The sequence below is a fragment of the Longimicrobiaceae bacterium genome (assembly GCA_035936415.1).
Taxonomy (GTDB): Bacteria; Gemmatimonadota; Gemmatimonadetes; order Longimicrobiales; family Longimicrobiaceae; genus JAFAYN01.
In genome coordinates this window covers 23,453-47,428 of the sequence record DASYWD010000046.1, presented here as the reverse complement: position 1 = coordinate 47,428, position 23,976 = coordinate 23,453, and the positions used below count along the sequence as shown (strand labels likewise).

The window sequence follows — 23,976 nt, the reverse complement described above, 5'->3', positions numbered from 1 at the left end:
GCCCGGCCCTCCCCGAGGTGCCCGGGCGGACCGGCGGGCGGACGGGTCGGCGCGTCCGCGAGCGGCTTTGTCGCCGGGCGGCGGCGCGCTACATTGCTGCAGCACACGGATGCCGGCGCCCGCTTCGCCTCCCCGCCCCGGCGGCGCTCACCTCCCACCGCATGAGTCACCCCGTGTCGATCCCGCAGCGGCTGCGCAGCCTTCCCTGGAGCGAGGTGGCCGCCTTCGCGGCGCTGCTCGCCACCGCGGTGCTCGTGGACCTCCTCCTGGTGATCGTCCACGTGCACCTCCCCCCCGGGGAGCTGAAGCAGATGCTGGCGCCGGCGTTCCCGGCGTCGTACAAGAACTGGGTGATGTGGGCGGCCTTCCTCCCCGCGGTGGTCTGGGCGGCGCGCTCCGTAACCGCCTCCGGCTGGGCGTGGTGGAGGCGTGTCGGGACCTCCGTCGGGCTGGCGCTGGTCCTCGCGGGGGCGCACTCCGCCATCGAGATGTGGCTGCACCGGGCCGAAGGGGCGCACCACGTGCTCTCCAGTGGCTTCTTCTCGTACCACGTGGTGCACGGCCTGCTCACCTATTCCATCGTCTTCGCCGTCGCGCTGCTCATGGAATCGGACCGGGCTGCGCGAGCGCGGGAGCGCAGGGAGGCGCAGCTCCACGAGCAGGTCGCGCATGCCCAGCTGCAGACGCTCCGGATGCAGCTCCAGCCGCACTTCCTGTTCAACACCCTCAACTCCATCTCCGCGCTGGTGGAGGAGGACGTTCGCGAGGGGCAGCGCATGATCGGGCAGCTCAGCGACTTCCTCCGGCTGACGCTCACCAGCACCGAGCACCAGGAGGTGCCGCTGCGCGAGGAGCTGCGGCTCGTGGACACCTACGTGGAGATCCAGCGGGCCCGCTTCCGCGACCGCCTTGCGGTGGAGTACGACGTGGACGAGGAAGCCATGGACGCCCTCGTCCCGAACCTCATCCTCCAGCCCCTGGTCGAGAACGCCATCAAGCACGGGATCCAGCCGTCCCTGGCCGGGGGGACCGTCGTCGTGCGGGGGTATCGCGAGGAAGAGCACCTGGTGCTGGAGGTCGTGGACGACGGGGTCGGGATGGGGACTGCCGCGGAGCCGGGGACCGGCGTGGGACTCCGGAACACGCGTGAGCGCCTGCGCCGGTGCTACGGAGCCGGGGCGGAGCTGGAGATCGTCCGGCGCGCTCCGACGGGGACCGTGGTCGTGCAGCGGCTCCCGTGGACCACGGCGCCCGCGGCGGCGGGAGGCCGCGCGTGATCGCGCGCATCCGCGTGGCGATCGCCGACGACGAGCCGCTCGCGCGCCAGAGGCTCCGCTCCCTCCTGTCCCGACACGCCGACCTGGAGGTGGTGGCGGAGTGCGCCAACGGCCTCGAGGCCGTCACGGCCGTGGCGACGCACCGCCCCGACCTGCTCTTCCTCGACGTCCAGATGCCCGGGATGACCGGGGTGGAGACGCTGTGCTCGCTGGGGGACCGCGCGGTCCCCGCCGTGGTGTTCGTCACCGCGCACGACGAGCACGCCGTGGAGGCCTTCGAGCACCAGGCGCTCGACTACCTGCTCAAGCCGGTGAGCGAGGAGCGCTTCGCCCGGATGCTCGGACGGGTGCGGGAGCGCCTCGCCGAGAAGTCGTCCACCGCCCTGACCGGGGAAGTCCTCCGCCGGCTCGCCGAGGCCGCCGCGGGACCGGCGCCCCCGCCGGCCGCGGCCCCCACCCGGCCCGAGCGGCTCCTGGTGCGTTCCGGGCCCAGGCTCCGGTTCGTCGAGGTCGCCGACGTGGACTGGATCGAGGCGGACGGCGACTACGTGCGCCTGCACACCGGGAAGACGTCGCACCTGATGCGGTCGACGCTCGCGGCGGTCGAAGCCCAGCTCGATCCCGCCCGGTTCGTGCGCATCCACCGCTCCACCATCGTGCGTACCTCCCGGATCCGGGAGATGGAGCCGTACTTCCGGGGCGAGTTCATGGTGGTCCTGGACACCGGGGCGAAGCTCAAGATGAGCCGCAGCTACCGGGAACGGCTGCAGAGCGCCCTCGGACAGGAGCTGTAGGCGGAACGGCAGCCGGAGCGGATCTCACCGGGAGTCGGGACCGGTGCCCGGGTCGTCCCGCTGCTCCCGGGTGCCCGCGCTCCCGGCCGGGATGGCCGGGGCGCGCAGCGGAAGGCGCACCGTGAAGACGCTCCCCTCCCCCAGGCTGCTGCGGACCTCCACGTCGCCCCCGAGCAGGCGGGCCAGGTGGCGGGTGACGCTGAGGCCCAGCCCGGTTCCGCCCACGCGGCGCGAGGGGGCCTGCTCCACCTGCCAGAAGGGATCGAACACCTTCTCGGCCTGCTCGGCGGTGATCCCGATCCCGGTGTCCCGCACCTCCAGCTCCACCGCGTCACCCCGCTTCCGGGCGGTGAGCCGCACCGCACCCTCGTCCGTGAACTTCACCGCGTTGGAGAGGAGGTTGAGGAGGATCTGGCGCAGCTTTCCCGGGTCGGACTCCATCCACACCGGCTCGTCCCGGAGCTCCACCGGGAAGGCGAGCTGCTTGGCGTGCGCCAGCGGCTCCACCAGCAGGCACGTCTGGCGCACCAGCTCCGCCAGCTCGAAGCGCTCCAGACGGACCTCCTCGCGCCCCGCCTCGACGCGGGAGAAGGTGAGGATCTCGTCGATGAGCTGGAGGAGGTGGCTGGAGCTGGCGGTGATGCGCCCGAGCTGCTCGCGCTGCCGCTCGGTGAGCGGCCCCGCCACCTCCGCGTCCAGTAGGTCCGCGTACCCCATGATGGCGTTCATGGGGGTGCGCAGCTCGTGGCTCATGGTGGCCAGGAAGTCGCTCTTGGCCTGGCTGGCGACCAGGGCGGCGCTGTACAGGCGCGCGTTGTCGATGGCCAGCGCCGCGCGCCGGGCCAGCTCCTCGGCGACCGCCAGGTCGGCCTCGTTCAGGGTGCGCTCCGATCGGGCGGTCACGAAGGTGACGGCCCCGATGGTCTCCCCCCGCGCCACCAGCGGGACCACCAGGGAGGAGCGCAGGCCCAGCCCGCGGAGGGCCTGCAGGTGCGCCTCGTCCCGGGCGGCCCGGCGCAGCGCCTCGTCCGTGATGTCCCGGACGAGCTCCGGCTCGCCCGTCCGGAGGACCCGGGACACGCCGGACGCACCGTCGCCCGAGAGGTACCGGAGCAGGAGGTCCCGCGCGAGCTCGTCCCCGGGCGGGTCGGTGTGGGCGACGGTCAGCCGCTGGATCGCGCCGTCCTCCCCGCGCATGTGCACCATGCACCCGTCGGCCAGGGCGGGGACCGCCAGCGCCGCCACCCTGGTCAGCGTCTCCTCGTACTGCAGCGAGGACGCCAGCACGCTGCTCGCCTCCGCGAAGAAGCGCTGCCGCTCCTCCCCCCGGCGGCGCTCGTCCACGTCCACGCAGACGCCCACCCACTCGCGCACGCTCCCGTCCGGCTCCCGCACCGGGATTCCGCGCGCGGAGACGTAGCGGAAGCTCCCGTTGCGCACCCGCAGGCGGTACTCGGCGTCGTACGTGCTCCCGGTGCCGACCGCCTCCTCCCAGGCGTGGAGCACGCGCTCGCGGTCGCCGGGGTGGAGGGCGTCCAGCCAGCCGTACCCGCGCGCCTCCTCCGGCGTCTGCCCGGTCAGCTCCCGCCATTCGGGAAGGTCGCCCCGGACCCGCCCCTCCGGGTCCGCGGTCCACACCACGTCCGCGATGGCGGCCACCAGCGAGCGGAAGCGCACCTCGCTCTCCCGCACCTCGGTTTCCGCCTGGCGGACGCGCAGCAGCGCCCGCACGGTGGCGATCAGCTCCCGCGGCTCCACCGGCTGGGTGAGGTAGGCGTCCGCTCCCCCTTCCAGCCCCTGGGCGCGGTGGTCCGCGTCGCGGTAGGCCGCGGACATCTGCAGGATGGGGATGGCGGCGGTGTCCGGGTCGTCCTTGAGCCGCTGCGCCACCTCGAAGCCGCTGAGGTCCGGGAGGTTGACGTCCAGGATGATGAGGTCCGGCTGCTCCCGCGCGCGGTCGAGCGCCTCGCCCCCGGTGGCGGCCTCCAGCACCGCGAAGCCGGCCTGGCGCAGCACCCGGCTGGTGGCGTAGCGCCCCGCCGGGTAGTCGTCCACGTGCAGGACGGTCATGGTCCGCTGCTCAGGCATGGAACGCTCGCATCAGCCCTCCGCCCCGGGAGAGTACGTGAGTGGAAGGACGACGTGGAAGGTGGAGCCCTGGCCGGGGGCGCTCTCCACCCCCACGCTCCCGCCCAGCAGCTCGGCCAGCTTGCGCGAGAGGGGGAGCCCCAGCCCGGTGCCGCGGGCCCGCCGCTGGAGCGGGCTGTCCACCTGGGCGAAGTCGCGGAAGATCCGCTCCTGGTCGTCCGGCGCGATCCCGATCCCGGTGTCGCGCACGCGGAAGGTGATCCGCTCGCCCGCGGCGTCCAGCTCCGCCGAGACCCGCACCTCGCCGTTCTCCGTGAACTTCAGCGCGTTGGAGATGAAGTTCCGGAGGACCTGCGCCACCTTGGCCTCGTCGGTGTGCAGCGGCGGGATCCCGGAGGGCTCCTCGAACTCCAGCCGGACCCGCGTCCCCTCCATCAGCGGGCGGAGCATGGCCCGGAGCGCGCTGTACAGCTCCGGGACGGTGAAGGTGTCCGGGCGCACCCGGACCTGCCCGGCGTCCACGCGCGCGGCGCCCAGCAGGTCGTCCACCATGTCCAGCAGGTCGCGCGCGGCGGTGCGCACGAAGCGCACCTGCGTCTCCTGCTCCTCGCTGAGCGGGCCGTCCAGCCGGTCCAGGAGGAGCCCCGAGATGGCGAGGATGGAGTCCAGCGGCGTGCGGAACTCGTGGCTCATGTAGGAAAGGAACTGCGCCTTCACCTCGTTGGCGCGCCGGAGCTCGACCGCGCGCTCGTCCAGCTCCGCGTACAGCGCCACCACCCCGCGGTTGGTGTCTTCCAGCTCCCGGTTCAGGCGGAGCAGCTCCTCCTGCCGCTCCTCCAGCGCGCCCAGGGTGCGGAGCAGCTCCTGGTTCTGCTCCTGGACCTCGGCCCCGGTGCTCGCGGGGCGCGTCCTCGCCAGGATCTCCCCCATCCGGGAGACCGCCGCCGGCCCCGCGGGGGGCGCCCCCGCGGGGAGGCGCTTCCCCATGCGTACCTCCGTCCCCCCGCCCGGCACGGACTCGACCTGGAAGGTGTCCATCAGCCGGCGCGACCCCACCATCCCCATCCCCATCCCGGTGGAGGAGGTGTACCCCCCGCCCAGCACCTCGCCGAGGTGCGGGATCCCCCGCCCGCGGTCCGCGACCAGCACCGCGAGCTGCTGCGCGCCGTCCTCCCCCTCCACCCGGAACTCCACCCGCCCGCCCCCGGCATAGGCGAAGGCGTTGCGGGCGATCTCGGAGACGGCGGTGGCGATCCGCGTCGCCGCGAGCCGGTCGAAGCCCAGGAGCTCCGCCACCTGCCGGGCACGCTGGCGGGCCAGCACCACGTCGTGCTCCCCCCGCAGCGCAAGCGCGAGCAGCGAGTACGTCACGCGCGCCCTCCCCGCCGCGCCACCACCACCGTGGCGTCGTCGCTGTCGCGGGCCAGGTCCCGGAAGAGCACCCCCGCCACCAGCGAGGGGTCGCGGGCCAGCAGCCCCGGGTAGCCGCCCAGGCTCCAGCGGGAGCCCAGCCCGTCGGAGTGGAGGATCACCAGCGCCCCGGGCGGCCACGGGTACGAGAACTCCTGGGCCCTGCGGAAATGGTGCCCCACGATCCCGCTCATCGACACCATGCTCCGCTCTTCCTCGTGGCCGATGGCGGCCCCGGCGATGTTCCCCACCCCGGCGAAGCGGACCTCCCCGCGCTCGGCGTCCAGGTCGGCCACGGCCGCCGCCGCTCCGCGCGTGCCGCGCAGGGCGTCGTGGAGGCGCCGCAGCATCTCCGCCGGGGCGAGGCCGGGGTGCGCATGGAAGGCCCGCATCGCCTCTCCCGAGGCCTCCGCCGCGCCGGGGCCGTGGCCCAGCCCGTCCACCACCAGGAGCTGCACCCCCCCGGGGTGGGCACGCACCGCCCAGCCGTCGCCGCAGACGTCCTCGCCGGGCATGGGCCGCATCACCGAGCCCACCTCCACCGCGGCCGCGGGCGGAGCGGGGGTGGAGCGCGGCCAGAGGCGCGCCAGCACCGCCGTCCCCGCGCCCGGCTGGGAGTGGATGTCCCACTCGTCCGCCACCCGGGAGATGGCCCCCAGCCCTGTCCCCGGGCTCCCGGCGGTGGAGTAGCCGTCGCGGAGCGCCTCCCCCAGGTCGGAGATCCCCGGCCCGGTGTCGAGCGCCAGCAGCTCCACCCCCGCCACGCCGCCGCGCAGCCTGGGCTGGGCGAGCATCCGCCCGCCCCGGCCGCCGGTGTGCTTGGCCAGGTTCCCGGCCATCTCGGTGGCGACCAGGGCCACGCGCCCCGCGTCCGTCTCGTCGAAGCCCAGCTCGTGCGCCATCCGGGCCACCCGGCGGCGCGCCTCGCCCGCTTCGCTCATCTCCTCCACGGAGAGGACCACGCCGCACCGGCTCTCCATACCCCTACTTCCACTTTACGGTGACGACGCGCGTCCCCTCGCCCGGGGCGGAGCGCAGCTCGAACTCGTCCACCAGGCGGCGGGAGCCGCCCAGCCCCAGCCCCAGGCCGGTCCCGGTGGTGAACCCGTCGCGAAGCGCCTGCTCCACGTCGGCAATCCCGGGGCCGCGGTCTTCGAACACCAGGCGCAGCCCGCGCCGGGGCGGCTCTTCCAGCATCTCCATCCGCATGACGCCGCCCCCGCCGTGCACCAGGGTGTTGCGCGCCAGCTCGCTGGCGGCGGTCACCAGCTTGGTCTGCTCCACCAGCGAGAACTTCATCTCCACCGCCCAGGCGCGGACCGCCTGCCGCGCGGTGACCACGTCGCTCTCGGCGCGGATGGAGCGCTCGTCACTCCTGGTCACCGTCATGGCCGTCATTGCCGAAGGCTCCGCCGTCCGCCCACTCGTCCCGCAGCGAGACGCGCAGCAGCTCCATCCCGCGCTCCACGTTGAGCGCGGTGCGCACGCCCGGAAGGGAGAGCCCCAGCTCCACCAGGGTGATGGCGACCGCGGGCTGCATCCCCACCACCACCGTCTCCGCGTCCAGCACGCGCGACATGGCGGCGATGTTGGCCAGCACCCGGCCGATGAAGGAGTCCACGATCTCCAGCGCGGAGATGTCGATGAGCACCCCGCGCGCCCCGGTGCGCGCGATCTGCTCCGTGAGGTCGTCCTGGAGGGTCAGCGCCAGCCGATCGTGCATGTCCACCTGGATGGTGACCAGGAGGAACCGGCCCATCCTGAGGATCGCGATGCGCTCCATCGTACCGGCCTCAGCCCGTCACGCGGGAGATCCGCCACCCCGTCAGGCGGAGCGCCGTGGCGATGGCGTCCGCCAGGTTGGCCTTGGTGGTGGTGCCGTGCAGCTCCACACCCAGGTGGACGATGGTCTGCGCGATCTGCGGGCGGATCCCGCTGATGATGCACTCGGCGCCCATGAGGCGGGCGGCGGCGACCGTCTTGAGGAGGTGCTGCGCCACCAGGGTGTCGACCGTGGGCACGCCGGTGATGTCGATGATGGCGATGCTCGCCCCGATCTCGACGATCTTCTGGAGCAGGTTCTCCATCACGATCTGGGTGCGCGCGCTGTCCAGCGTCCCGATCAGCGGCACCGCGACGACCCCGTCCCACAGCTTGACCACGGGGGTGGAGAGCTCCAGCAGCTCCTGCTGCTGCCGCTGGATCACGTCCTCCCGGCTGCGCTGGTGGGCCTCCGTGGTGAGGAGCCCCAGCCGGTCCAGGAGGGTGGTGGCGGACCAGACGGCGTCCAGGAGCGGCTCGGGCCGGTCGGCGAGCATGCCCCGCAGGCGGCCGAAGAGCGGCTGCTTGAGCGAAAGCACGAACATGGCGGTGTCGGCGGGCGAGAAGCCCTGCACCGCGCGCGCGCGTGACAGGCGCGCCAGGAACTCCCGCACGGCGGCCCACTCCGGGGCCTGCACGTCGCTCGCGTTCCCGCTCCCCACGGCATCCCGGACCAGGTTCAGGAACTCCACTGACTGCTGCCGCAGCTCGGCCTCGGTGATGAGGTGCGCGCGCGTCGTGGTGGCGGAGGCCTGCTCCCGGACCCAGGCCTCCAGCAGCTCCTGGACGTCGGTGCCGAGTGCCTCCGCTACGATCTGCTCTCCGGTCTGGGCCATGGTCGGGTTCCGTGGGGGATCGGGATGCCGCGCTCCGCGCGCGAGCGGGTCGCGCCCGAAAACGTATGGCTGGCTCCCCGGCCCGGTAAGCAAGCCCCGGGCCGGAGGAGCGGACCCCGTGAGAGACCGGTCCGGCCCGGCGCAGGGACTCGCGGAGCGGCTACGCAGCCTCGTGAGCCTTACTTCGCGTCCGCGGCCCTCGCCAGGTCCTCTTCCCTTCCGGCGACGACCAGCGTGTTGCTCTCGCTGAGCTCGACGTCCAGGTCCGGTATGGGCGTCATCACGTTGCGCTGCACGTCGTGGACGGCGATGGCGGAGACCCCGTACGTCCGGCGGAGGTCGAGCTCCCGGAGACGCCGGCCCACCCAGCTCGCCGGCACCGTCATCTCCTGCACGCCGAACCCGTCTCCCACGTCGATGTAGTTGAGGACGCGGACGCTCGCGATGCGCCTCGCCAGGCGCAGGCCGGACTCACGCTCCGGGAAGATCGTCTCGGTCACGCCGAGCTTCTCCAGCACGCGGGCCTGGTTGCGCGAGACCACGTCCACGTAGATCTCGGGAACGCCGAGGTCGCGCAGGGCCATGGTGGCGAGAATGCTGGCGGTGATGCTGCGCCCGGTGCTCACCACCGCCGCGTCGGCGCCCTCGGCCCCGATCCGCTGCAGCGTCGCGACCTCCCTGCCGTCGCCCACCACGGCCCGGGTCGCGTGGCGCGCGATCCGGTCCACCGCCGCCTCGTCGATGTCGAGGGCGACCACCTCGTACCCCCTCGCGTGGAGCGACTCCGCCACGCTCACCCCGAAGCTCCCCAGCCCGATCACCACGAATCGTTTCATCTCGCTCCCCCTGGTTCAGCCGACGACCACGTCCTCGTACGCGTTGCGGATCCTCCCGGCGCGGGGCGACGCGGAGAGCGCCAGCGCCGCGGCGAAGGTGATCGGCCCCACGCGTCCCAGGAACATGAGCAGCATCGTGAACACCTTTCCGAACGGCGACAGGCCGGCGGTGACCCCCATGGTGAGCCCCACGGTGTTGATGGCGCTCACCGCCTCGAAGGCGTACGCCAGGAAGCCCCTCGCCACACCCGCGTGTCCGACCGCGCCGATCTCGCTCGTGGTGTACACGAAGATCGCGGCGGTCACCAGCCCCACCCCGACCACGACGAGCCCGACGGCGCGCTGGACCGACTCGTCGCGGATGGAGCGGTCCCACAGGTGGACGACCACGCGTCCCCGGAAGCGGGACCAGGCGAGCAGCGCGACCAGGGCGATCGTGGTCGTCTTCAGCCCCCCCGCGGTGGACCCGGGCGAGCCCCCGACGAACATCAGCAGCATGGTCAGGAAGTTCGTGTTCGCCGCGGCCTCGCCGTAGTCGATCGTGTTGAATCCACCCGTACGCGCCGTCACGCTCAGGAAGAGCCCGTTGAGCACCTTCACCCGGTCGGGCATGCCGGCGAAGGTGATCCGCCACTCGAACGCGGTGAACAGGATCCAGCCGCCGACGATGAGAACCGCCGTGGTGGCGAGGACCAGGCGGGTGTGCAGGGAGATCCGGAAGCGGCGCCCCGCCTCCCCGGTCCGTGCCCGCAGGTAGAGCTCTTCGAGGACGAGAAAGCCGATTCCGCCCACCACGATCAGCGCCATGATCACCAGCAGGGTGTACGGCGCGGCCCGGAATCCGGTCAGCGAATCCGTGAAGGTGGAGAACCCCGCGTTGCAGAAGGCGCTGATCGAGTGGAAGAGCGCCGGCCAGGCCGCGCCCCCCCAGCCGAAGCGTGGAATCCAGAGCAGGTACAGCAGGACGGCGCCCACGGCCTCGAGCGCCAGCGTGAACACCACCACGTCGCGCGTGAGCCGCCGGTAGTCGAGGTCCGGGATGATCTCGGCCGAGCTCGCGGCGAGGGACTGCTGCCGGAGCGACAGTCGCCGGCCCAGGGCGGCGATGATCACCGTGGTGAAGGTGATCATCCCCAGACCGCCGAGCTGGATGAGGAGCAGGATGAACGCCTGGCCGGTCGGCGTGAAGTACGTGGCGGTGTCCACCACGATCAGCCCGGTGACGCACACCGCGCTCACCGCGGTGAAGAGCGCATCCAGCCAGCCCAGGGACTCCCCCGTGTACAGTCCCGGGAGCGCCTTGAGCCCGAGCGTCCCGATGGCGATGAGGAGAAGAAACGAGCCTACGAAGAGCTGGGGCGGAGTGAGGCGCTGCCAGAAAGAGGTCTTCCGCTGGTCCACGACGTCCCAGTTGTGGAGCCACCCTCTCGACGCGGGGCTCCCCTGGACGTCGCCGGATGCTTCGAGGTCCTCTCTGCTCACCTTCGATCCATGGAGACCGTCCGTACGTGCGCGGGATCCGCGCGGCCCGGCATGGGCTTCGCACTGGCCTGCGGCAGGAGCGTTCACGCAACAGTTCTGCCACCTGCGCATGGAACCATTCGTTCGGCCCGGTTCGATCGTACGCCGCGTCTGGGGCGACGCCGACCTGGTGCTGCTGGTCTTCGCGGGCGCGGCGGCCGAGTTCGCGCTGAACCGCGCCGTCGACTGGCTCTTCTTCACCGGCGAGCTGCCGCGCGACCCCCTGGGCCGGCTCTTCTCCACGGCGGCCTACGCCCAGGAGATCGCGCTGGCCGACCGCGCCACGGCGGAGCGCGCGATGCAGCGGATCCGCAGCGCGCACGCGGCGGTGGAGCAGGCCCGGGGCGGGCGCATCCCGGACTGGGCGCACCGCGACGTGCTCTACCTGCTCGTCGACTATTCCGAGCGTGCCTTCGAGGCGCTCCACCGCCCCCTCGACGAAGCCGAGCGGCGGGAACTGTGGGAGGTGTTCCGGCGCGTGGGCGAAGGGCTCCACGTCCCCGACCTTCCCCCGGACTACGCCGCCTGGCGGGCGGACCGCGAGCTCCACCTGGAGCGCGACCTGGCCTTCGGACCGTACACGTCCGCGCTCTACGAAGCCTACCGCCGCCACCTGGGCCCCTGGCGCTTTCACCTCCTGCGGCAGGTCCAGGCCGCGCTGGTCCCCGAGCGCGTACGCCGGCTGCTGGGCCTGGCGCGGCGCCCCTGGCTGCGCCGGCTGCTCCCGCTCTACCCCGCGGTCGCGAGGCTGGGCTTTCGCTCCGGGATCCAGCGGGCGCTCATCCCGCCGGCGTACCTCGCTGCGGTCCGACGCCTCGACGCGAGAGAGGAGACGGATCCCGGGGGCAAGCCGCTCCCACACTCGCCCTGACACCTGCAGGAGCCCCGCGCCCGCACTCCCCGCTTGCGTCGGACGCGCACTCGCTTTATAGTGCAAAGTGCTTGGCCGTGCTGCGGAGCGCCATCTGCCGGGCCGTCCGGAGGGAGAACGACTGACGCGCACAGGAGTGTTGACTTACCTAGAACCGCAATGTATAGTGCTGTCAGGTACCGTTGATCCCTCGCGACGCGCGCACCGAGCATGGACATCGGCAAGGACCTGGTCGCCGCCTCCGCCACCCCGCTCGTCCTGGCCATCGTGGCCGAGGCCGACACGTACGGCTACGCGATCCTCAAGCGCGTCGGCGAGCTGTCCGGGGGCCGGCTGCAGTGGACGGACGGGATGCTCTACCCCGTGCTGCACCGGCTGGAGAGGCACGGCCACATCGAGGGCAGGTGGGGCACCTCGGAGAGCGGCCGCCGGCGCAAGTACTACCGCATAACCGAACAGGGGCTGGCGGAGCTGACGGAGCAGCGGAAGCAGTGGCAGACCGTGGACGAGGCGTTGCGCAACATCTGGTTCGCGGCGACGCACCCGGGTGGGTGGACGCCCACCCCTACCCCCTCGCAAGGCTGAGGCGATGATGATATCAGACGCGGCCGACCCGCTCGAGGTGCAGATCGACCAGTGGCGGACCTATCTGGGCCGCCGCCGCGCGATCCACCCCGTCGACGTGGAGGAGCTCGAGGACCACCTGCGCGACCAGATCGCGACCCTGGAGGACGCCGGCCTGGCGCCGGACGAGGCGTTCCTGGTGGCGGTCAAGCGGATGGGCGCGCAGGACGCCATCGCGAACGAGTTCGCGCGCGAGCACTCGGAGCGCCTCTGGAAGCAGCTGATCGTCGGGCCCGACGCTACGGACGCGGCCGGCGGTGAGTCGCGCCGCGAGATGCTCGTGGTGTTGGCGCTGGCGCTGGCCGCGGCGCTGGCGATCAAGGTGCCGGCGCTCTTCGGGCTCCAGCTGGACGAGGACGCCGCCTTCTACGCCCGCAACGCGAGCCTCTTCGTACTCCCGCTCCTGGCGGGCTATTTCGTCTGGAAGCGCGGGATCGGCCCCGGCACCCGGGGGTGGCTGGCGCTGGCCTTCGCCGGTGCCGCCGTGGTCGCCAACGTCTTCCCGTTCGGCGCGGACAGCAACACCCAGGGGCTCCTCGCGCTGCACCTGCCGATCGCGCTCTGGCTGGTCGTGGGCGTGGCCTACGTGGCGGGCCGCTGGCGCGACGGCGCCGCGCGCATGAACTTCGTCCGCTTCTCCGGCGAGCTGTTCATCTACTACGTGCTCATCGCGCTCGGCGGCGGGGTTCTGGTCGGCTTCACGATGGGGATGTTCCAGGCGATCGGGATCGACGCCGAGTGGGTGGTGGAGAGCTGGCTGGTGCCCTGCGGCGCGCTCGGCGCGGTGATCGTCGGCTCCTGGCTGGTCGAGGCGAAGCAGGGTGTCATCGAGAACATGGCACCGGTGCTGACGCGCCTCTTCACCCCGCTCTTCGCGGCGACGCTCCTCGTCTTCCTGGCGACCATGGCGCTGTCGGGGCGCGGCATCGACATCCAGCGCGAGGTCCTGATCGCGTTCGACCTGCTGCTGGTGCTCGTCGTCGGGCTGCTGCTCTACTCCGTCTCCGCCCGCGACCCGCACGCGCCGCGCAGCGCCTTCGACTTCGTGCTCGTTGCGCTCGTGATCAGCGCGCTCGTCGCCGACGGCGTCGCGCTGGCGGCCATCGCCGCCCGGATCACGGAGATGGGCTCCACACCCAACCGGCTGGCCGCGCTCGGCATGAACGTCGTCCTGCTCGTCAACCTCGCGTGGTCGGCCTGGCTCTACCTCCGCTTCCTGCGGGGCCGCGGCCGGTTCGCCGCGGTCGAGCGCTGGCAGACCGACTACCTGCCCGTGTACGGCGCCTGGGCGGCCTTCGTGGTCATCGTGTTCCCACCCCTGTTCCGCTACGGGTGAGGTCCACGTGCCGAGCGTCGGGCGCGCAGGGAGGTCGTAGAGGCGCTCCTCCGGCGGACGAGGCCGTGAGGGGCAGGTAGGCAGAGGCTGGGCGGCCGCTCGGGCGGCCTGGGGCAGCGCTTCGGAACGGCCGTGGCGCTCCCGGACAATCATGTCCCTCTTACATAGCACTTCTATGTATAACGCTGCCAGGTACGCCAGGGTGAGATCATCGGCGCCGCGCGAGGCGTGAGATCATGGAGACCAACAGAGAGCTGACAGCCGCTTCGTCGGCCCCGATCGTCCTGGAAACCCTGGCCGAAGGGGACAGCTACGGCTTCGCGATCCTTCAGCGAGTGCGGGAGCTGTCCGGAGGGCGCAGGGAGTGGAAGGACGGGATGCTATACCCCGTTCTGCACCGGGTAGAGCGGCTCGGCCAGGTGGAGGCGCGGTGGGTGGTCGCGGAGAGCGGCCGCCGTCGCAAGTACTACCGGATCACGCCCCGGGGCCGCCGCACGAACCGGCGAGTTCGGACTCACCCCCGAACGGGTCCCGCCGCGCCCGCCCTGGCCCTCGCCGCCATCGCCCTCTCGACGGTGGCTGCGCAGTCGAGCCGCACGCTCGGCCAGAAGTTCGATTCCATCGCCAGCGCGAACCTCGCGCAGGATCGAGCCGTCGGCGCTGTCGTGGCCGTGGTGCGAGGCGACGACACCCTGTTCTTCCGGGGCTACGGCAAAATGGACGTCGAACGGGACGTACCGATGCGCACGGACGCGGTGTTCGGGATCGGCTCCATCACCAAGCAGTTCACGGCCGCCGCCATCCTGCGGCTTCGCGACCAGGGGAAGCTCAGCCTGGACGACGACGTCACGAAGTGGCTTCCGGACTTCGACACGCGAGGCAACCGGGTGCCCCTGCGCCGGCTGCTGGACCACACCTCCGGCATCCGCGACGTCACCACGATGGAGGAGTTTCGCATCCTCACCAGGAACGCGGTCTTCCCGCGCGATTCGATGTACGCGCTGGTCGAGCGCCACCCCTTCCAGTTCCCCACGGGGACCGCGCAGGTCTACAACAACGCGGCGTACTGGCTGCTCCATCTCGTCGTCGAGAAGGCGAGCGGGACGACGTACCCGCGCTACGTCGAGAGCGAGCTCTTCGAGCCGCTCGGCATGACCGGGTCGGGGCTCTGCCTCGACGCGGAGGAGGCTCCGCGCCGCGCGACGGGGCACCATGTCCGGAACGGCAGGGTCCGCCGCGCACCGCTGAACGTTTCGACCTGGTACCTGGGCTCCGGGGTGCTCTGCTCCACGGCGGGCGACCTGGTCACCTGGATGCAGGCGCTGCACGGAGGGGGGGTGCTCTCCCCCGCGTCGTACGCGGAGATGACCACACCGGCGACGCTCGGCGACGGCACGCGGACCCGGTACGCGATGGGACTGGAGGCACGCACGGACGTGCACGGTCTCGAGTACTTCGGCCACAGCGGCGAGCTCCCCGGGTACGCGGCCCGGGCAAACTGGTATCCCGCTGCCCGGATGGCCGTCGTGGTGGTGATGAACAACAGCGGCGACGCATCCCCCAGCGCGATGGCGCAGGACCTGGCGGCCGCGGTGCTGCCGATGACGAATCCCGCGCCGAGGCCGTTCACGGGCGACGCGGCGCCGCTCGCCGGCACGTACGGGGGACCGGCGCGGGGGGGCGACATGGTGGTCACCGTCACGCGCACGCCGCGGGGGATCGCCGCATCGGTCCAGGGCGCGCCGGCGCGCCTCCTCCCGTGGGTCGAGGGGCTGACCTTCCAGTACGGATCTGCGCTGCTGACCTTCCGCCGCGCGAACGACGGCAGCGGCCCGGCGACCGAGCTGCGGTACGACGCGGGAAACGGCTACTACGTCCTGGAGCGGCTGACGACGCCGGCGGCCATGCTGGCCCGGACGCGGCTCCTCGCCGAGCGGAGCTGGCCGCTCGCCCTGCTCGGGCTCGCCGCCGCCCTCGCATCCCTGGCCGTGCTTCGGCGGAGCCGAAGCAGGCGATCTCCCAGTCCGACTCAACCAAGGAGCACTCGAATGTTCAGACCAGGATCGATCGTAGCCACGGCCCTGCTCCTCGGCACGCCCACCTACGCGCAGGACAGGACCGCCGAGGTCGACAGGATCTTCAGCTTCGCCACGCCGGAAACGCCCGGCTGTGCCGTCGGCGTCTCGCAGCACGGTCAGCCGGTGCTGAACCGCGCGTACGGCCTGGCCGAGGTCGAGCGTCGCGTGCCGCTGAGCCAGCGCTCGGCCTTCGACATCGGGTCGACGCAGAAGCAGTTCGTCGCCGCGGCGGTCCTCCTCCTCGCCGAGGACGGGCGCCTCTCGCTGTCCGACGACGTCCGCAGGCACCTGCCGGAGCTGCCCGACTACGGCCACGAGGTCACGGTGGACCACCTGCTCACCCACACGTCCGGCATTCGCGACTGGACGGGCCTGCTGCCGATGGCGGAGGAAGGCACCGACGTCCTGAAGCTGATCCTGCGTCAGCGCGGCCTCAACTTCACGCCCGGTGAGGAGTGGGCCTACTCGAACAGCGGCTACGTGCTGCTGAAGGAGATCGTGGCGCGCGCGAGCGGGATGTCGTTCGCCGAGTTCGCGCGCAGGCGCCTGTTCGAGCCACTCGGGATGACGTCGAGCGCCTACGTCGCCGACATCCTGCAGGGCACCGGCGAGCGCGCCCTCGGCTACCAGAAGGAGGGCGCCGGCTGGAAGCAGTACATGCGGCTCGGCAACGAGCGCGGCGGCGGCGCCGTGATCAGCACCGCGGGCGACCTGCTCCTCTGGAACGACGCGCTGACGAACGGCCGGCTCGGCAAGGTCGTCACCGGGAAGCTCCAGGAGCCGGCGGCGCTGAACAACGGCCGGAAGCTCACCTACGCCCGCGGGCTGATGGTGAACAGCATCCCCGGCGGACCGATGGTGTCGCATTCCGGCGGAGCGGCGGGGTACAGCACCTGGCTCGGGCGCTTCACGGACCACGGCCTCTCGATCGCCGTGCTGTGCAACTTCGACCCGGTGTCCGCGACGGCGCTCGCGGGCCGCGTCGCCGAAGTGTTCCTGCCGCCCGTCGACCCGCAGGCGCAGCCCCCGGGGCCGGTCGATGCCCCGGGTGTCGACGTGGCCGACAGGGCGGGGCTGTTCTTCCACGAGCGAACCGGCCAGCCGCTGCGCCTCGTCGTCGACGACGGCAGGCTGCGCATCGCGAACGGCCCCCCGCTCGTGGCCGTGGCACAGGACCGGTTCCGCAACGCGCGCGGCGACATGTTCTTCAGGTCACGGGACGAGTTCGAGCTGCACTTCGCGTCGCAGGGCCAGCTCGAGCTGAAGTCGATGGAGGGCGAGGTGACGCGGTATCGCCGCGCGCAGCCCTGGTCGCCCACCGCGGCGGACCTGCAGGCCTTCGACGGGCGCTACCGGAGCGAGGAGCTCGGATCGGTCTTCGAGATCGTGCCCGGAGCGAGCGGGCTGGTGATGCGCTTCGAGCGTTCGCCGGACAAGGCGCTGGAGCTCACGCCGGTCGATCGCGACACGTACATGCTCAGGATGATGGTGGTGCGCTTCCGCCGCGACGAGAGCGGCAGGGTCGTGGGCTTCGACTACGGCAATCCGCTCGTCCGCAGCCTCCGCTTCACGCGGCTGGGCGACCGCTCGGCCGCGCCGGTGGCGAAGAATCCGGCCGCCGCTTCCGCCGCTCCCACCTCACCGGCGCCGCGGCTGGAGGGGCTCACGGGCGAGTACGAGCTCGCTCCGGGGCGCACCGTCATCGTCACGCTCGAGGACGGCCGGCTCCACGGGCAGCCCCCGGGCGGCGAGAAGCGCCCCCTGGTGCACCTCTCAGATGCGACGTTCGCCGTGGGCCAGGCGGACGGCCGGACCACCGTGGCCTTCACGGTCGGCGCCGACGGGCGCGCGACCGCGATGGTGATGCGTCAGAACGGCAACGAGCGCACCCTGCCGAGGGTGCGGTGACGACGGCCACGGGCGCGACGCTCGCAATCCGCGGCCTGTCCAAGTCCTACCCGAACGGCACCCGGGCGTTGAAGGACGTCTCCCTCGACGTTCCACGGGGGATGTTCGGGCTTCTCGGCCGGAACGGCGCCGGGAAGTCCACGCTGATGCGGATCCTCGCCACGCTGCAGGAGCCGGACGCGGGGTCGGTCCGGCTCGGCGACATCGACGTGCTGCGCGAGAAAGGCGAGGTGCGGAAGACGCTCGGCTACCTGCCGCAGTCGTTCGGCTTCCATCCCAGGGCGAGGGCTGAGCGGCTGCTCGAGCACTTCGCGGTGCTGAAGGGGATCACGGAGCAGGGCGTAAGACGGGACGTCGTCGAGTCGCTGCTCCGGCAGACGAACCTGTGGGAGGTGCGGGGGCAGAAGCTGGGCACCTTCTCCGGCGGGATGCGGCAGCGCTTCGGCGTCGCGGTGGCGCTGCTGGCCAACCCGAAGCTGATCATCGTGGACGAGCCGACGGCGGGGCTCGACCCGGAGGAGCGGGTCCGCTTCCTCAACCTGCTGAGCGAGATCGGCGAGGAGAGCGTGGTGATCCTCTCGACGCACATCGTGGAGGACGTCGAGGAGCTGTGCAGCCGCATGGCGATCATCGACGGGGGCGAGATCCTGCTCGAGGCGGTGCCGCTGGGGGCGGTCGACGAGCTGCGGGGCCGGATCTGGAGTCGGACGGTGAGCCGGGCGGAGCTGCCGGCGCTGGAGCGGGAGCTGCCGGTGATCTCCACGAAGCTGCTGGCGGGGCGGACGATCGTACACGTATTCGCGGAGTCGTCGCCGGGAGCGGCGTACGAGCCGGTGGAGCCGGGCCTGGACGACGTGTACTTCAGCGTCATGAAGGGCCACCACGGCAGGCGGACGCCGCGGCCGGGCAGAGAAGCGGAGGTGGCGTCGTGAGACTCCGCGAAGTGTTCCGCTACGAGCTCGAGCACCGGCTCCGCAGCCCCTCGACCTGGATCTACGCCGTGATCCTGTTCCTGGTGGCGATCTGGATGTACCTCGCCACCGCCGACGGGAGCAGCAGCGCCGCCCTCGCCAACGCGCCGGAGCGGCTCGCCGGGGCCGCCGTGCTCCCCGGGATGTTCGGCATCCTGGTCTCGGCCGCCCTGTTCGGCGATGCGGCGGTCCGGGACGTCGAGGTCGGGATGGATCCGCTCCTCTTCACCTCCACGCTCGGGAAGGCCGAGTACCTGGGCGGCCGGTTCCTCGCCACGCTGGCGGTCAACGCGGTCGTCGTGGTGGCGATCCCGCTGGGGGCCCTGGTCGCCACCTCGCTGCTCGGATCGTGGGAACCGGAGGCGGTCGGCCCGTTCCGCGCGAGCGCCTACCTCCAGGCGTACTTCCTCTTCCTGCTGCCCAACCTGGTCGTCGTCGGCGCGATCCTCTTCACGATCGGGATGCTGGCCCGCCAGGTGGTTCCGGTGTACCTGGGCGCGATCGGCCTCTTCGTCGGCTACATCGTGGCCCTCAACTACGCCGGGGGGGTCGAGAGCCCGATGCTGGCCGCGCTGGTCGACCCGCTCGGGCTGGTGTCGCTGCAGCGCGTGACCCGCTACTGGACGGAGGCCGAGCGGAACACCCGGCTGGTGGGCTTCTCGGCGACGCTGATGTGGAACCGGGCCCTCTGGCTCGCTGTCGCGGCGGGCGCGCTCGCGCTGCTCTTCCGCACGTTCAGGTTCGAGCACGCCGACGGCGGTGGCCGTCGGCGGAAGCGGCGAGAGACCGTGCCCGCCCCGGCCCGGCCGCCGGAGCGTGCCGGGCCGGTGTCGGTCCCGCGCGTCGCGGGGTCCTTCGGCCCGCGCACCACCGTGCGGCAGACCCTCGCCATCGCGCGCAACGCCCTGGAGGAGCTCACGGCGACGCGCTCGTTCGCCGTGGTCCTGCTCGCCTGCGTGGGGCTCCCCATGCTGTGGGGGTGGAACGTGGGCGACACCGTCTTCGATTCGTCCACGTGGCCAATCACCCTGCTCGTGGCCGAAGAGGTGTTGAGCGGCCGGTTCGTCCCCGTCATCTACGTGCTCATCGCCGTCTACGCGGGTGAGCTGGTGTGGAAGGCGCGCGAGGTGGACGTGGCCGAGATCGCGGACGCGGCGCCCGTGCCGGAAGGCGCCCTGCTGCTGGGCCGGTTCCTGGCTCTCGTCGCGATGCTCGCGACCTTCCAGGCCGCGGCCATGGTGGGCGGCATGCTGATCCAGGCCCTGCAGGGCTACTACAACTTCGAGATCGGGCTCTACCTTCGCATCGTCTTCGGGCTCGACCTCGTCCACTACGTGCTCCTCGCCGCGCTCGCGATGACGATCCACGTCCTCGTGAACCACAAGTATCTCGGCCACATCGTCGTGCTGATGGCGATCGCGGCCCCCATGATCCTGCCGCGGCTGGGGCTCGTCCGGCACCACCTGCTCCTCTACGGCACAGACCCCGGCTGGACGTACTCGGACATGAACGGGTTCGGCCCGTTCGTCGGGCCGTTCGTGTGGTTCAAGCTCTACTGGGCCGCGTGGGCGCTGCTGCTCGCGGTGGTCGCGGTCCTGTTCTGGGTGCGGGGGCGCGAGCCCGGGGTGCGGCGCCGCCTCCTCCTGGCGCGTGCCCGGTTCGGCGGCCCGGTCGCACGCGCGGCCGGAGTGGCGATGGTCCTGATCGTGGCGTTCGGCGGCTTCGTCTTCTACAACACGAACGTCCTGAACGAGTACCGCACGAACGACGAGACCGGCGCGGCGCAGGCCGGGTACGAGAAGCGCTACGGCCGGTTCGAGGACGTGCCGCAGCCGACCATCACCAGCGCGAGGCTGCGCGTGGAGATCTACCCGGACGAGCCGGCCGTCGACCTGCGCGGCACGTACCACCTGGTGAACCGGACCGGCGCCCCGATCGATTCGTTTCACGTGTCGTTCTACGACCGGGACCTGCAGGTGCGCTCGATCTCGCTCGACCGCCCCGCCGAGCCCGTGCTCGTGGACGAAGACCTCGGATACCGCGTCTACGCGCTGGAGCGGGCGCTCCAGCCGGGCGACTCCCTGCGGCTCGCGTTCGACGTGGCGTACCGGCCGCGCGGCTTCCCGAACAGCGGGATCCAGACGGACGTGGTCGGCAACGGCGCCTACTTCAACCGGAAGTGGCTGCCGTTCATCGGCTACCAGCCGATGTTCGAGCTTTCGGACGGTGAGGCGCGGGAGCGCTTCGGCCTCGCCCCCCGTCCGCCTATGTCGGCGCCCCACGAGGCAGGAGAGCGGCGGCACCGCCAGCCCTGGCGCGACGCCGACCTCGTCCACGTCGAGATGATCATCGGCACGGCCGCCGACCAGATCGCGGTCACGCCCGGCGTGCTGCGCCGGAGCTGGACGGAGAACGGGCGGCGCTACTTCCACTACGTGACCCAGGCACCGGCCTCGTTCGGCGCCACCGTCTTCTCCGCCGAGTACGAGGTGCTGGAGGACCGCTGGAACGACGTCGCCCTCCGGATCTTCCACCACCCCGCCCACCGCTACAACCTCGATCGGATGATGGCGGGCATGAAAGCCTCGCTCGAGTACCTCAGCGCGCAGTTCGGTCCCTACCCGTACAGCCAGCTGCGAATCGTCGAGAACCCGCGCTACGGGGGCTTCGGCCATGCGCATCCGGAGACGATCGGCTTCACCGAGGACGTCTTCCTCGCACGCGTCAGGGAGGGCGAGTTCGACCAGACGTTCTTCGGGACCGCCCACGAGGTCGCGCACACGTGGTGGGGCGGGCAGACCAGGGGCGCCGACGGTGTGCGAGGCCAGGCGTTCCTCTCGGAGTCGCTCGCCAACTACAGCGCGATGATGGTCACCGAGAAGACCTACGGCCAGGAGGCGGCCCGCCAGGTCTACGACTACCAGATGAACCGCTACCTGACCATGCGGGGGCGTGTCTCGCGCGACGTGCCGCTGCTCCAGGTGGAGGACCAGGCGTACATCTTCTACGGCAAGGGCGCCGTCGTCATGTACCTGCTGCGCGACTACCTCGGCGAAGCGCGCGTGAACGCGGCTCTCCGCCGCTACGTGGAGAAGTTCCGGGACAGCGGCCCGCCGTATCCGACCTCGCTCGATCTCTACGCCGAGCTGCGCGCCGTCACGCCCGACTCGCTGCAGTACCTGCTCACCGATTTGTTCGAGACGGTCACGCTCTGGGACGTCCGGACCGAGCGGGCCGTCGTGGAGCCGACCGGCACCGGCGAGTTCCGCGTCACGCTCGACGTGGTGGCGAAGAAGATGAGGGCCGACAGCGTCGGCAACGAGACCGAGGTGCCCATGAACGACCTCGTCGAGATCGGCGTCTTCGCGCCCGGCGACGGCCCCGGCGAGCCGCTCTACCTGGAGCGGCACCGCATCCGCAGCGGCGCGCAGACGATCCGCGTCACCGTGCCGCAGCGGCCGGCCCGCGCCGGCATCGACCCCCGCCGCAAGCTGATCGACCGCCAGCGAGAGGACAACGTGGCCGACGTGGAGACCAGGGCGACGGGCGCGCGCCGGGTCCGTCTCGGAGTCGCTCTCTAACGCGCGAAGCGGGTCCGGTTGTTCGCGATCTGCTGCAGCTCCGCGTCCGTCAGCGGGACCCTGGTCCGGAAGATCTCCCACCCCTGGCGGATGCTCCCGCCGGGTGGGCTGAGGTCGGATCCGTAGAGCACCCGGCCGGGGCCGACCTGCCGGATGCGCTGCGCTACGACCGCGGCGTCGGCGGGTGTGGTCTCGTCGGTGACGATCGTCGCGAGGTCGAAGTAGAGGTTGCCCATCCGCGGGTCCCCGCGCTCCGCCGCGGCAGCGAAGACCGCCATTACCTCGTCGGCCTGCGGCGGGTATCCGGGGCCGGCGCCGCCGAAGTGGGCGACGACGATCTCGACGTCGGGCGCCGTCGGCACCACTCTTTCCAGGAAGATCCGTGCGTCCTCCGCCCCGTAGTTGCTGCCGCCGCGCGCGCGCATGTGCACCAGGACGGGCGCGCGCAGCCGCTGCGCGAGCGCGAACAGCTGCTGCACCCGGCCGAGGTGGGCAGGATCGCGAAGGCTGACGCCGCTGTTGCCGAGGTGCAGCTTGATTCCCACCATGCCGCGAAGCCCGAGGCACCGCTCGAGCTCCTGCAGCGCTGCCGGGCGCAGCGGATTGGCACTGCAGAAGCCAATGAGGCGGGGGGCGTTCCTGGCCACCTCGGCAGCGGTCCAGTCGTTCTGCTCGCGGGTGAGCCTGTCGGGATCGCTCAACCCCTTCCGCTCGTCGGCGAAGCTGTAGCCGACCGAGAGCACGACCGCCCGCTCGATCCCGGCCGCATCCAGCTCCCTGACCAGCGCCGCGCCGTCTCTTTCGGGAAGCTTCACGATCGGCGCGAAGGCGGGACTGACCATGTGCTGGTGATAGTCGACCAGCGGCGCGGCGCGACGCGGGACAGGAGCGGCACCGGGACTCGGTGCGCACGCGGCGAGCAGCGGCACGGCTGCGAGGGCAAGTGAGATCTTCATACCCGCACGCTAGGTTTGCCGCGCAGCCGGCGCAAGCTTCCTCTTGGCGGCCTCATCTGATTCGGGAGCCGGGACCATGAAGCGAAGAACCCCGCCACGGTGTTCCTCGACGCCGTCAGCGCTTCACACCCTGGTTCGGCGACTCGCGGAGAAAGCCGATGACCTCTCGCGCGAAGCGCTCGGGCTCGTCCAGGTACATGTGGTGACCACCGCGCTCGTACACCCGGAGCTGACCCTGCGGCAGGCTGCGCGCAAGCTCGCGCGGAGCCTCCAGCCCGACCTGGTAGTCATGCTGGCCCGCAATCACGAGCACTGGCATCGTGAGTCGATCGAACGCCGTAAAGCGCCACTCGGTCAGCCCCGCCGCAAACAGGGCTCTCGAGAGCTCGCCCGTGTGGCGGAGCCCGCTCGCGGCCTTCACGCTGTCCCGCAGCGCCTGGATGCGGGCGTCGGGATACATGTTGGCCTGGAGAAAGGCCTGTGCGTCGGCGCCGGAGAGCGCTTCAAAGACCTTGCACGCCCCGGGATCTGCGGACGATGCGCTCCCCGCGGCCGCCCTCGCGCGGGCGTACGCCTCCGGATTCACCTCCGCCAGGCGCAGGCACATGCTCCGCCCCGAGGCCGCCGCGTCCGAGAGCCCGCCCGCGAGCACCATGCGCGAGACGTGCGCCGGGTACCTGGCCGCATACTCCAGCGCGAGGGCGACGCCGAAGGAGTGCCCCAGAAGCGCGATCTTCGGCACACCCAGCGCACGCCGCAGCCCTTCGACATCCTCGACCAGCGCATCCATGGAATACGCCTGCGTCCAGGGCCGCTCCGAATGTCCGCTGCCGCGCTGGTCGAAGTAGACCATGCGGAGAGCGGGCTCGAGGCGCGGGCCGGCGAGCGCCGCGAAGTCGTAGCTGTAGCCACCCGGCCCACCGTGCAGATACACCACCGGGGCGACCCCGGGGGTGGAAGCCCCCGCTACGCAGTACCAGAGCCGTACTCCATCGACGATCAGAGTATGCGGACCGTCCTCCAGCCCAGGCGATACGGTGTTCGGGACCGCGGTCGAACCCTGCTGCG

The 23,976-nt window shown here is 71.7% G+C and carries 18 protein-coding genes; 8 read left to right on the top strand and 10 right to left on the bottom strand.

All coding sequences use genetic code 11. The features are described 5' to 3' along the window. Positions 1 to 173 precede the first annotated feature (173 nt). Complete coding sequence (locus tag VGR37_02030) at positions 174 to 1,277, top strand: histidine kinase (protein ID HEV2146175.1); 1,104 nt, start codon at positions 174 to 176, stop codon at positions 1,275 to 1,277. Then, positions 1,274 to 2,071 (top strand): LytTR family DNA-binding domain-containing protein, encoded by a 798-nt coding sequence (locus VGR37_02025; protein HEV2146174.1) that lies wholly within the window; start codon positions 1,274 to 1,276, stop codon positions 2,069 to 2,071. Before VGR37_02030 ends, VGR37_02025 begins: the two co-directional genes overlap by 4 nt. 24 nt (positions 2,072 to 2,095) lie before the next feature. Here the strand turns inward: VGR37_02025 and VGR37_02020 are convergent, their stop codons facing one another. The 8 genes from VGR37_02020 to VGR37_01985 all read right to left on the bottom strand — a co-directional run bounded on the left by VGR37_02020 (position 2,096) and on the right by VGR37_01985 (position 10,544). Continuing rightward, entirely contained in the window at positions 2,096 to 4,159 is a 2,064-nt protein-coding gene (locus VGR37_02020; GenBank protein HEV2146173.1) for an ATP-binding protein, read from the bottom strand. 12 nt (positions 4,160 to 4,171) lie between these two features. Then, positions 4,172 to 5,530, bottom strand: coding sequence for an ATP-binding protein (locus VGR37_02015; protein HEV2146172.1), 1,359 nt, complete (start codon positions 5,528 to 5,530; stop codon positions 4,172 to 4,174). Further along, positions 5,527 to 6,549 (bottom strand): ATP-binding SpoIIE family protein phosphatase, encoded by a 1,023-nt coding sequence (locus tag VGR37_02010; protein HEV2146171.1) that lies wholly within the window; start codon positions 6,547 to 6,549, stop codon positions 5,527 to 5,529. The genes VGR37_02015 and VGR37_02010 overlap by 4 nt, the downstream gene beginning before the upstream one ends. 4 nt (positions 6,550 to 6,553) lie before the next feature. Beyond that, entirely contained in the window at positions 6,554 to 6,967 is a 414-nt protein-coding gene (locus VGR37_02005; protein HEV2146170.1) for an anti-sigma regulatory factor, read from the bottom strand. Next, positions 6,939 to 7,352: an STAS domain-containing protein gene (locus VGR37_02000; GenBank protein HEV2146169.1), complete on the bottom strand. Its 414-nt coding sequence runs from the start codon at positions 7,350 to 7,352 to the stop codon at positions 6,939 to 6,941. Before VGR37_02000 ends, VGR37_02005 begins: the two co-directional genes overlap by 29 nt. 10 nt (positions 7,353 to 7,362) lie before the next feature. Further along, positions 7,363 to 8,226 (bottom strand): STAS domain-containing protein, encoded by an 864-nt coding sequence (locus tag VGR37_01995; protein ID HEV2146168.1) that lies wholly within the window; start codon positions 8,224 to 8,226, stop codon positions 7,363 to 7,365. 179 nt (positions 8,227 to 8,405) lie between these two features. Beyond that, positions 8,406 to 9,062: a TrkA family potassium uptake protein gene (locus tag VGR37_01990; GenBank protein HEV2146167.1), complete on the bottom strand. Its 657-nt coding sequence runs from the start codon at positions 9,060 to 9,062 to the stop codon at positions 8,406 to 8,408. Between the two features lie 15 nt (positions 9,063 to 9,077). Then, positions 9,078 to 10,544, bottom strand: coding sequence for a potassium transporter TrkG (locus tag VGR37_01985; protein HEV2146166.1), 1,467 nt, complete (start codon positions 10,542 to 10,544; stop codon positions 9,078 to 9,080). 109 nt (positions 10,545 to 10,653) lie between these two features. Between VGR37_01985 and VGR37_01980 the strand changes: the two genes are divergently transcribed. The 6 genes from VGR37_01980 (at position 10,654) to VGR37_01955 (ending at position 21,952) form a co-directional block, all read left to right on the top strand. Then, positions 10,654 to 11,454 carry an oxygenase MpaB family protein gene (locus tag VGR37_01980; protein ID HEV2146165.1) on the top strand — a complete coding sequence of 267 codons (801 nt, stop codon included), beginning with the start codon at positions 10,654 to 10,656 and terminating at the stop codon, positions 11,452 to 11,454. A 210-nt stretch (positions 11,455 to 11,664) separates the two neighbouring features. Beyond that, entirely contained in the window at positions 11,665 to 12,039 is a 375-nt protein-coding gene (locus VGR37_01975) for a PadR family transcriptional regulator (protein ID HEV2146164.1), read from the top strand. Between the two features lie 7 nt (positions 12,040 to 12,046). After that, the gene (locus VGR37_01970) at positions 12,047 to 13,414 is read left to right on the top strand and encodes a permease prefix domain 1-containing protein (GenBank protein ID HEV2146163.1); all 1,368 of its coding nucleotides are present in this window, start codon (positions 12,047 to 12,049) and stop codon (positions 13,412 to 13,414) included. A gap of 236 nt (positions 13,415 to 13,650) precedes the next feature. Beyond that, complete coding sequence (locus VGR37_01965; GenBank protein ID HEV2146162.1) at positions 13,651 to 17,400, top strand: serine hydrolase; 3,750 nt, start codon at positions 13,651 to 13,653, stop codon at positions 17,398 to 17,400. Continuing rightward, positions 17,397 to 18,332 (top strand): ABC transporter ATP-binding protein, encoded by a 936-nt coding sequence (locus VGR37_01960; protein ID HEV2146161.1) that lies wholly within the window; start codon positions 17,397 to 17,399, stop codon positions 18,330 to 18,332. Before VGR37_01965 ends, VGR37_01960 begins: the two co-directional genes overlap by 4 nt. Then, the gene (locus tag VGR37_01955; protein ID HEV2146160.1) at positions 18,329 to 21,952 is read left to right on the top strand and encodes a M1 family aminopeptidase; all 3,624 of its coding nucleotides are present in this window, start codon (positions 18,329 to 18,331) and stop codon (positions 21,950 to 21,952) included. Before VGR37_01960 ends, VGR37_01955 begins: the two co-directional genes overlap by 4 nt. Here the strand turns inward: VGR37_01955 and VGR37_01950 are convergent. Further along, a complete protein-coding gene (locus tag VGR37_01950; protein ID HEV2146159.1) occupies positions 21,949 to 22,881 on the bottom strand; it encodes an amidohydrolase family protein in 933 nt (310 codons plus the stop codon). The two genes, VGR37_01955 and VGR37_01950, sit on opposite strands and share 4 nt — an antisense overlap. Before the next feature lie 142 nt (positions 22,882 to 23,023). Beyond that, positions 23,024 to 23,845, bottom strand: a complete 822-nt coding sequence (locus VGR37_01945) for an alpha/beta fold hydrolase (GenBank protein ID HEV2146158.1) — start codon at positions 23,843 to 23,845, stop codon at positions 23,024 to 23,026. Positions 23,846 to 23,976 lie beyond the last annotated feature (131 nt).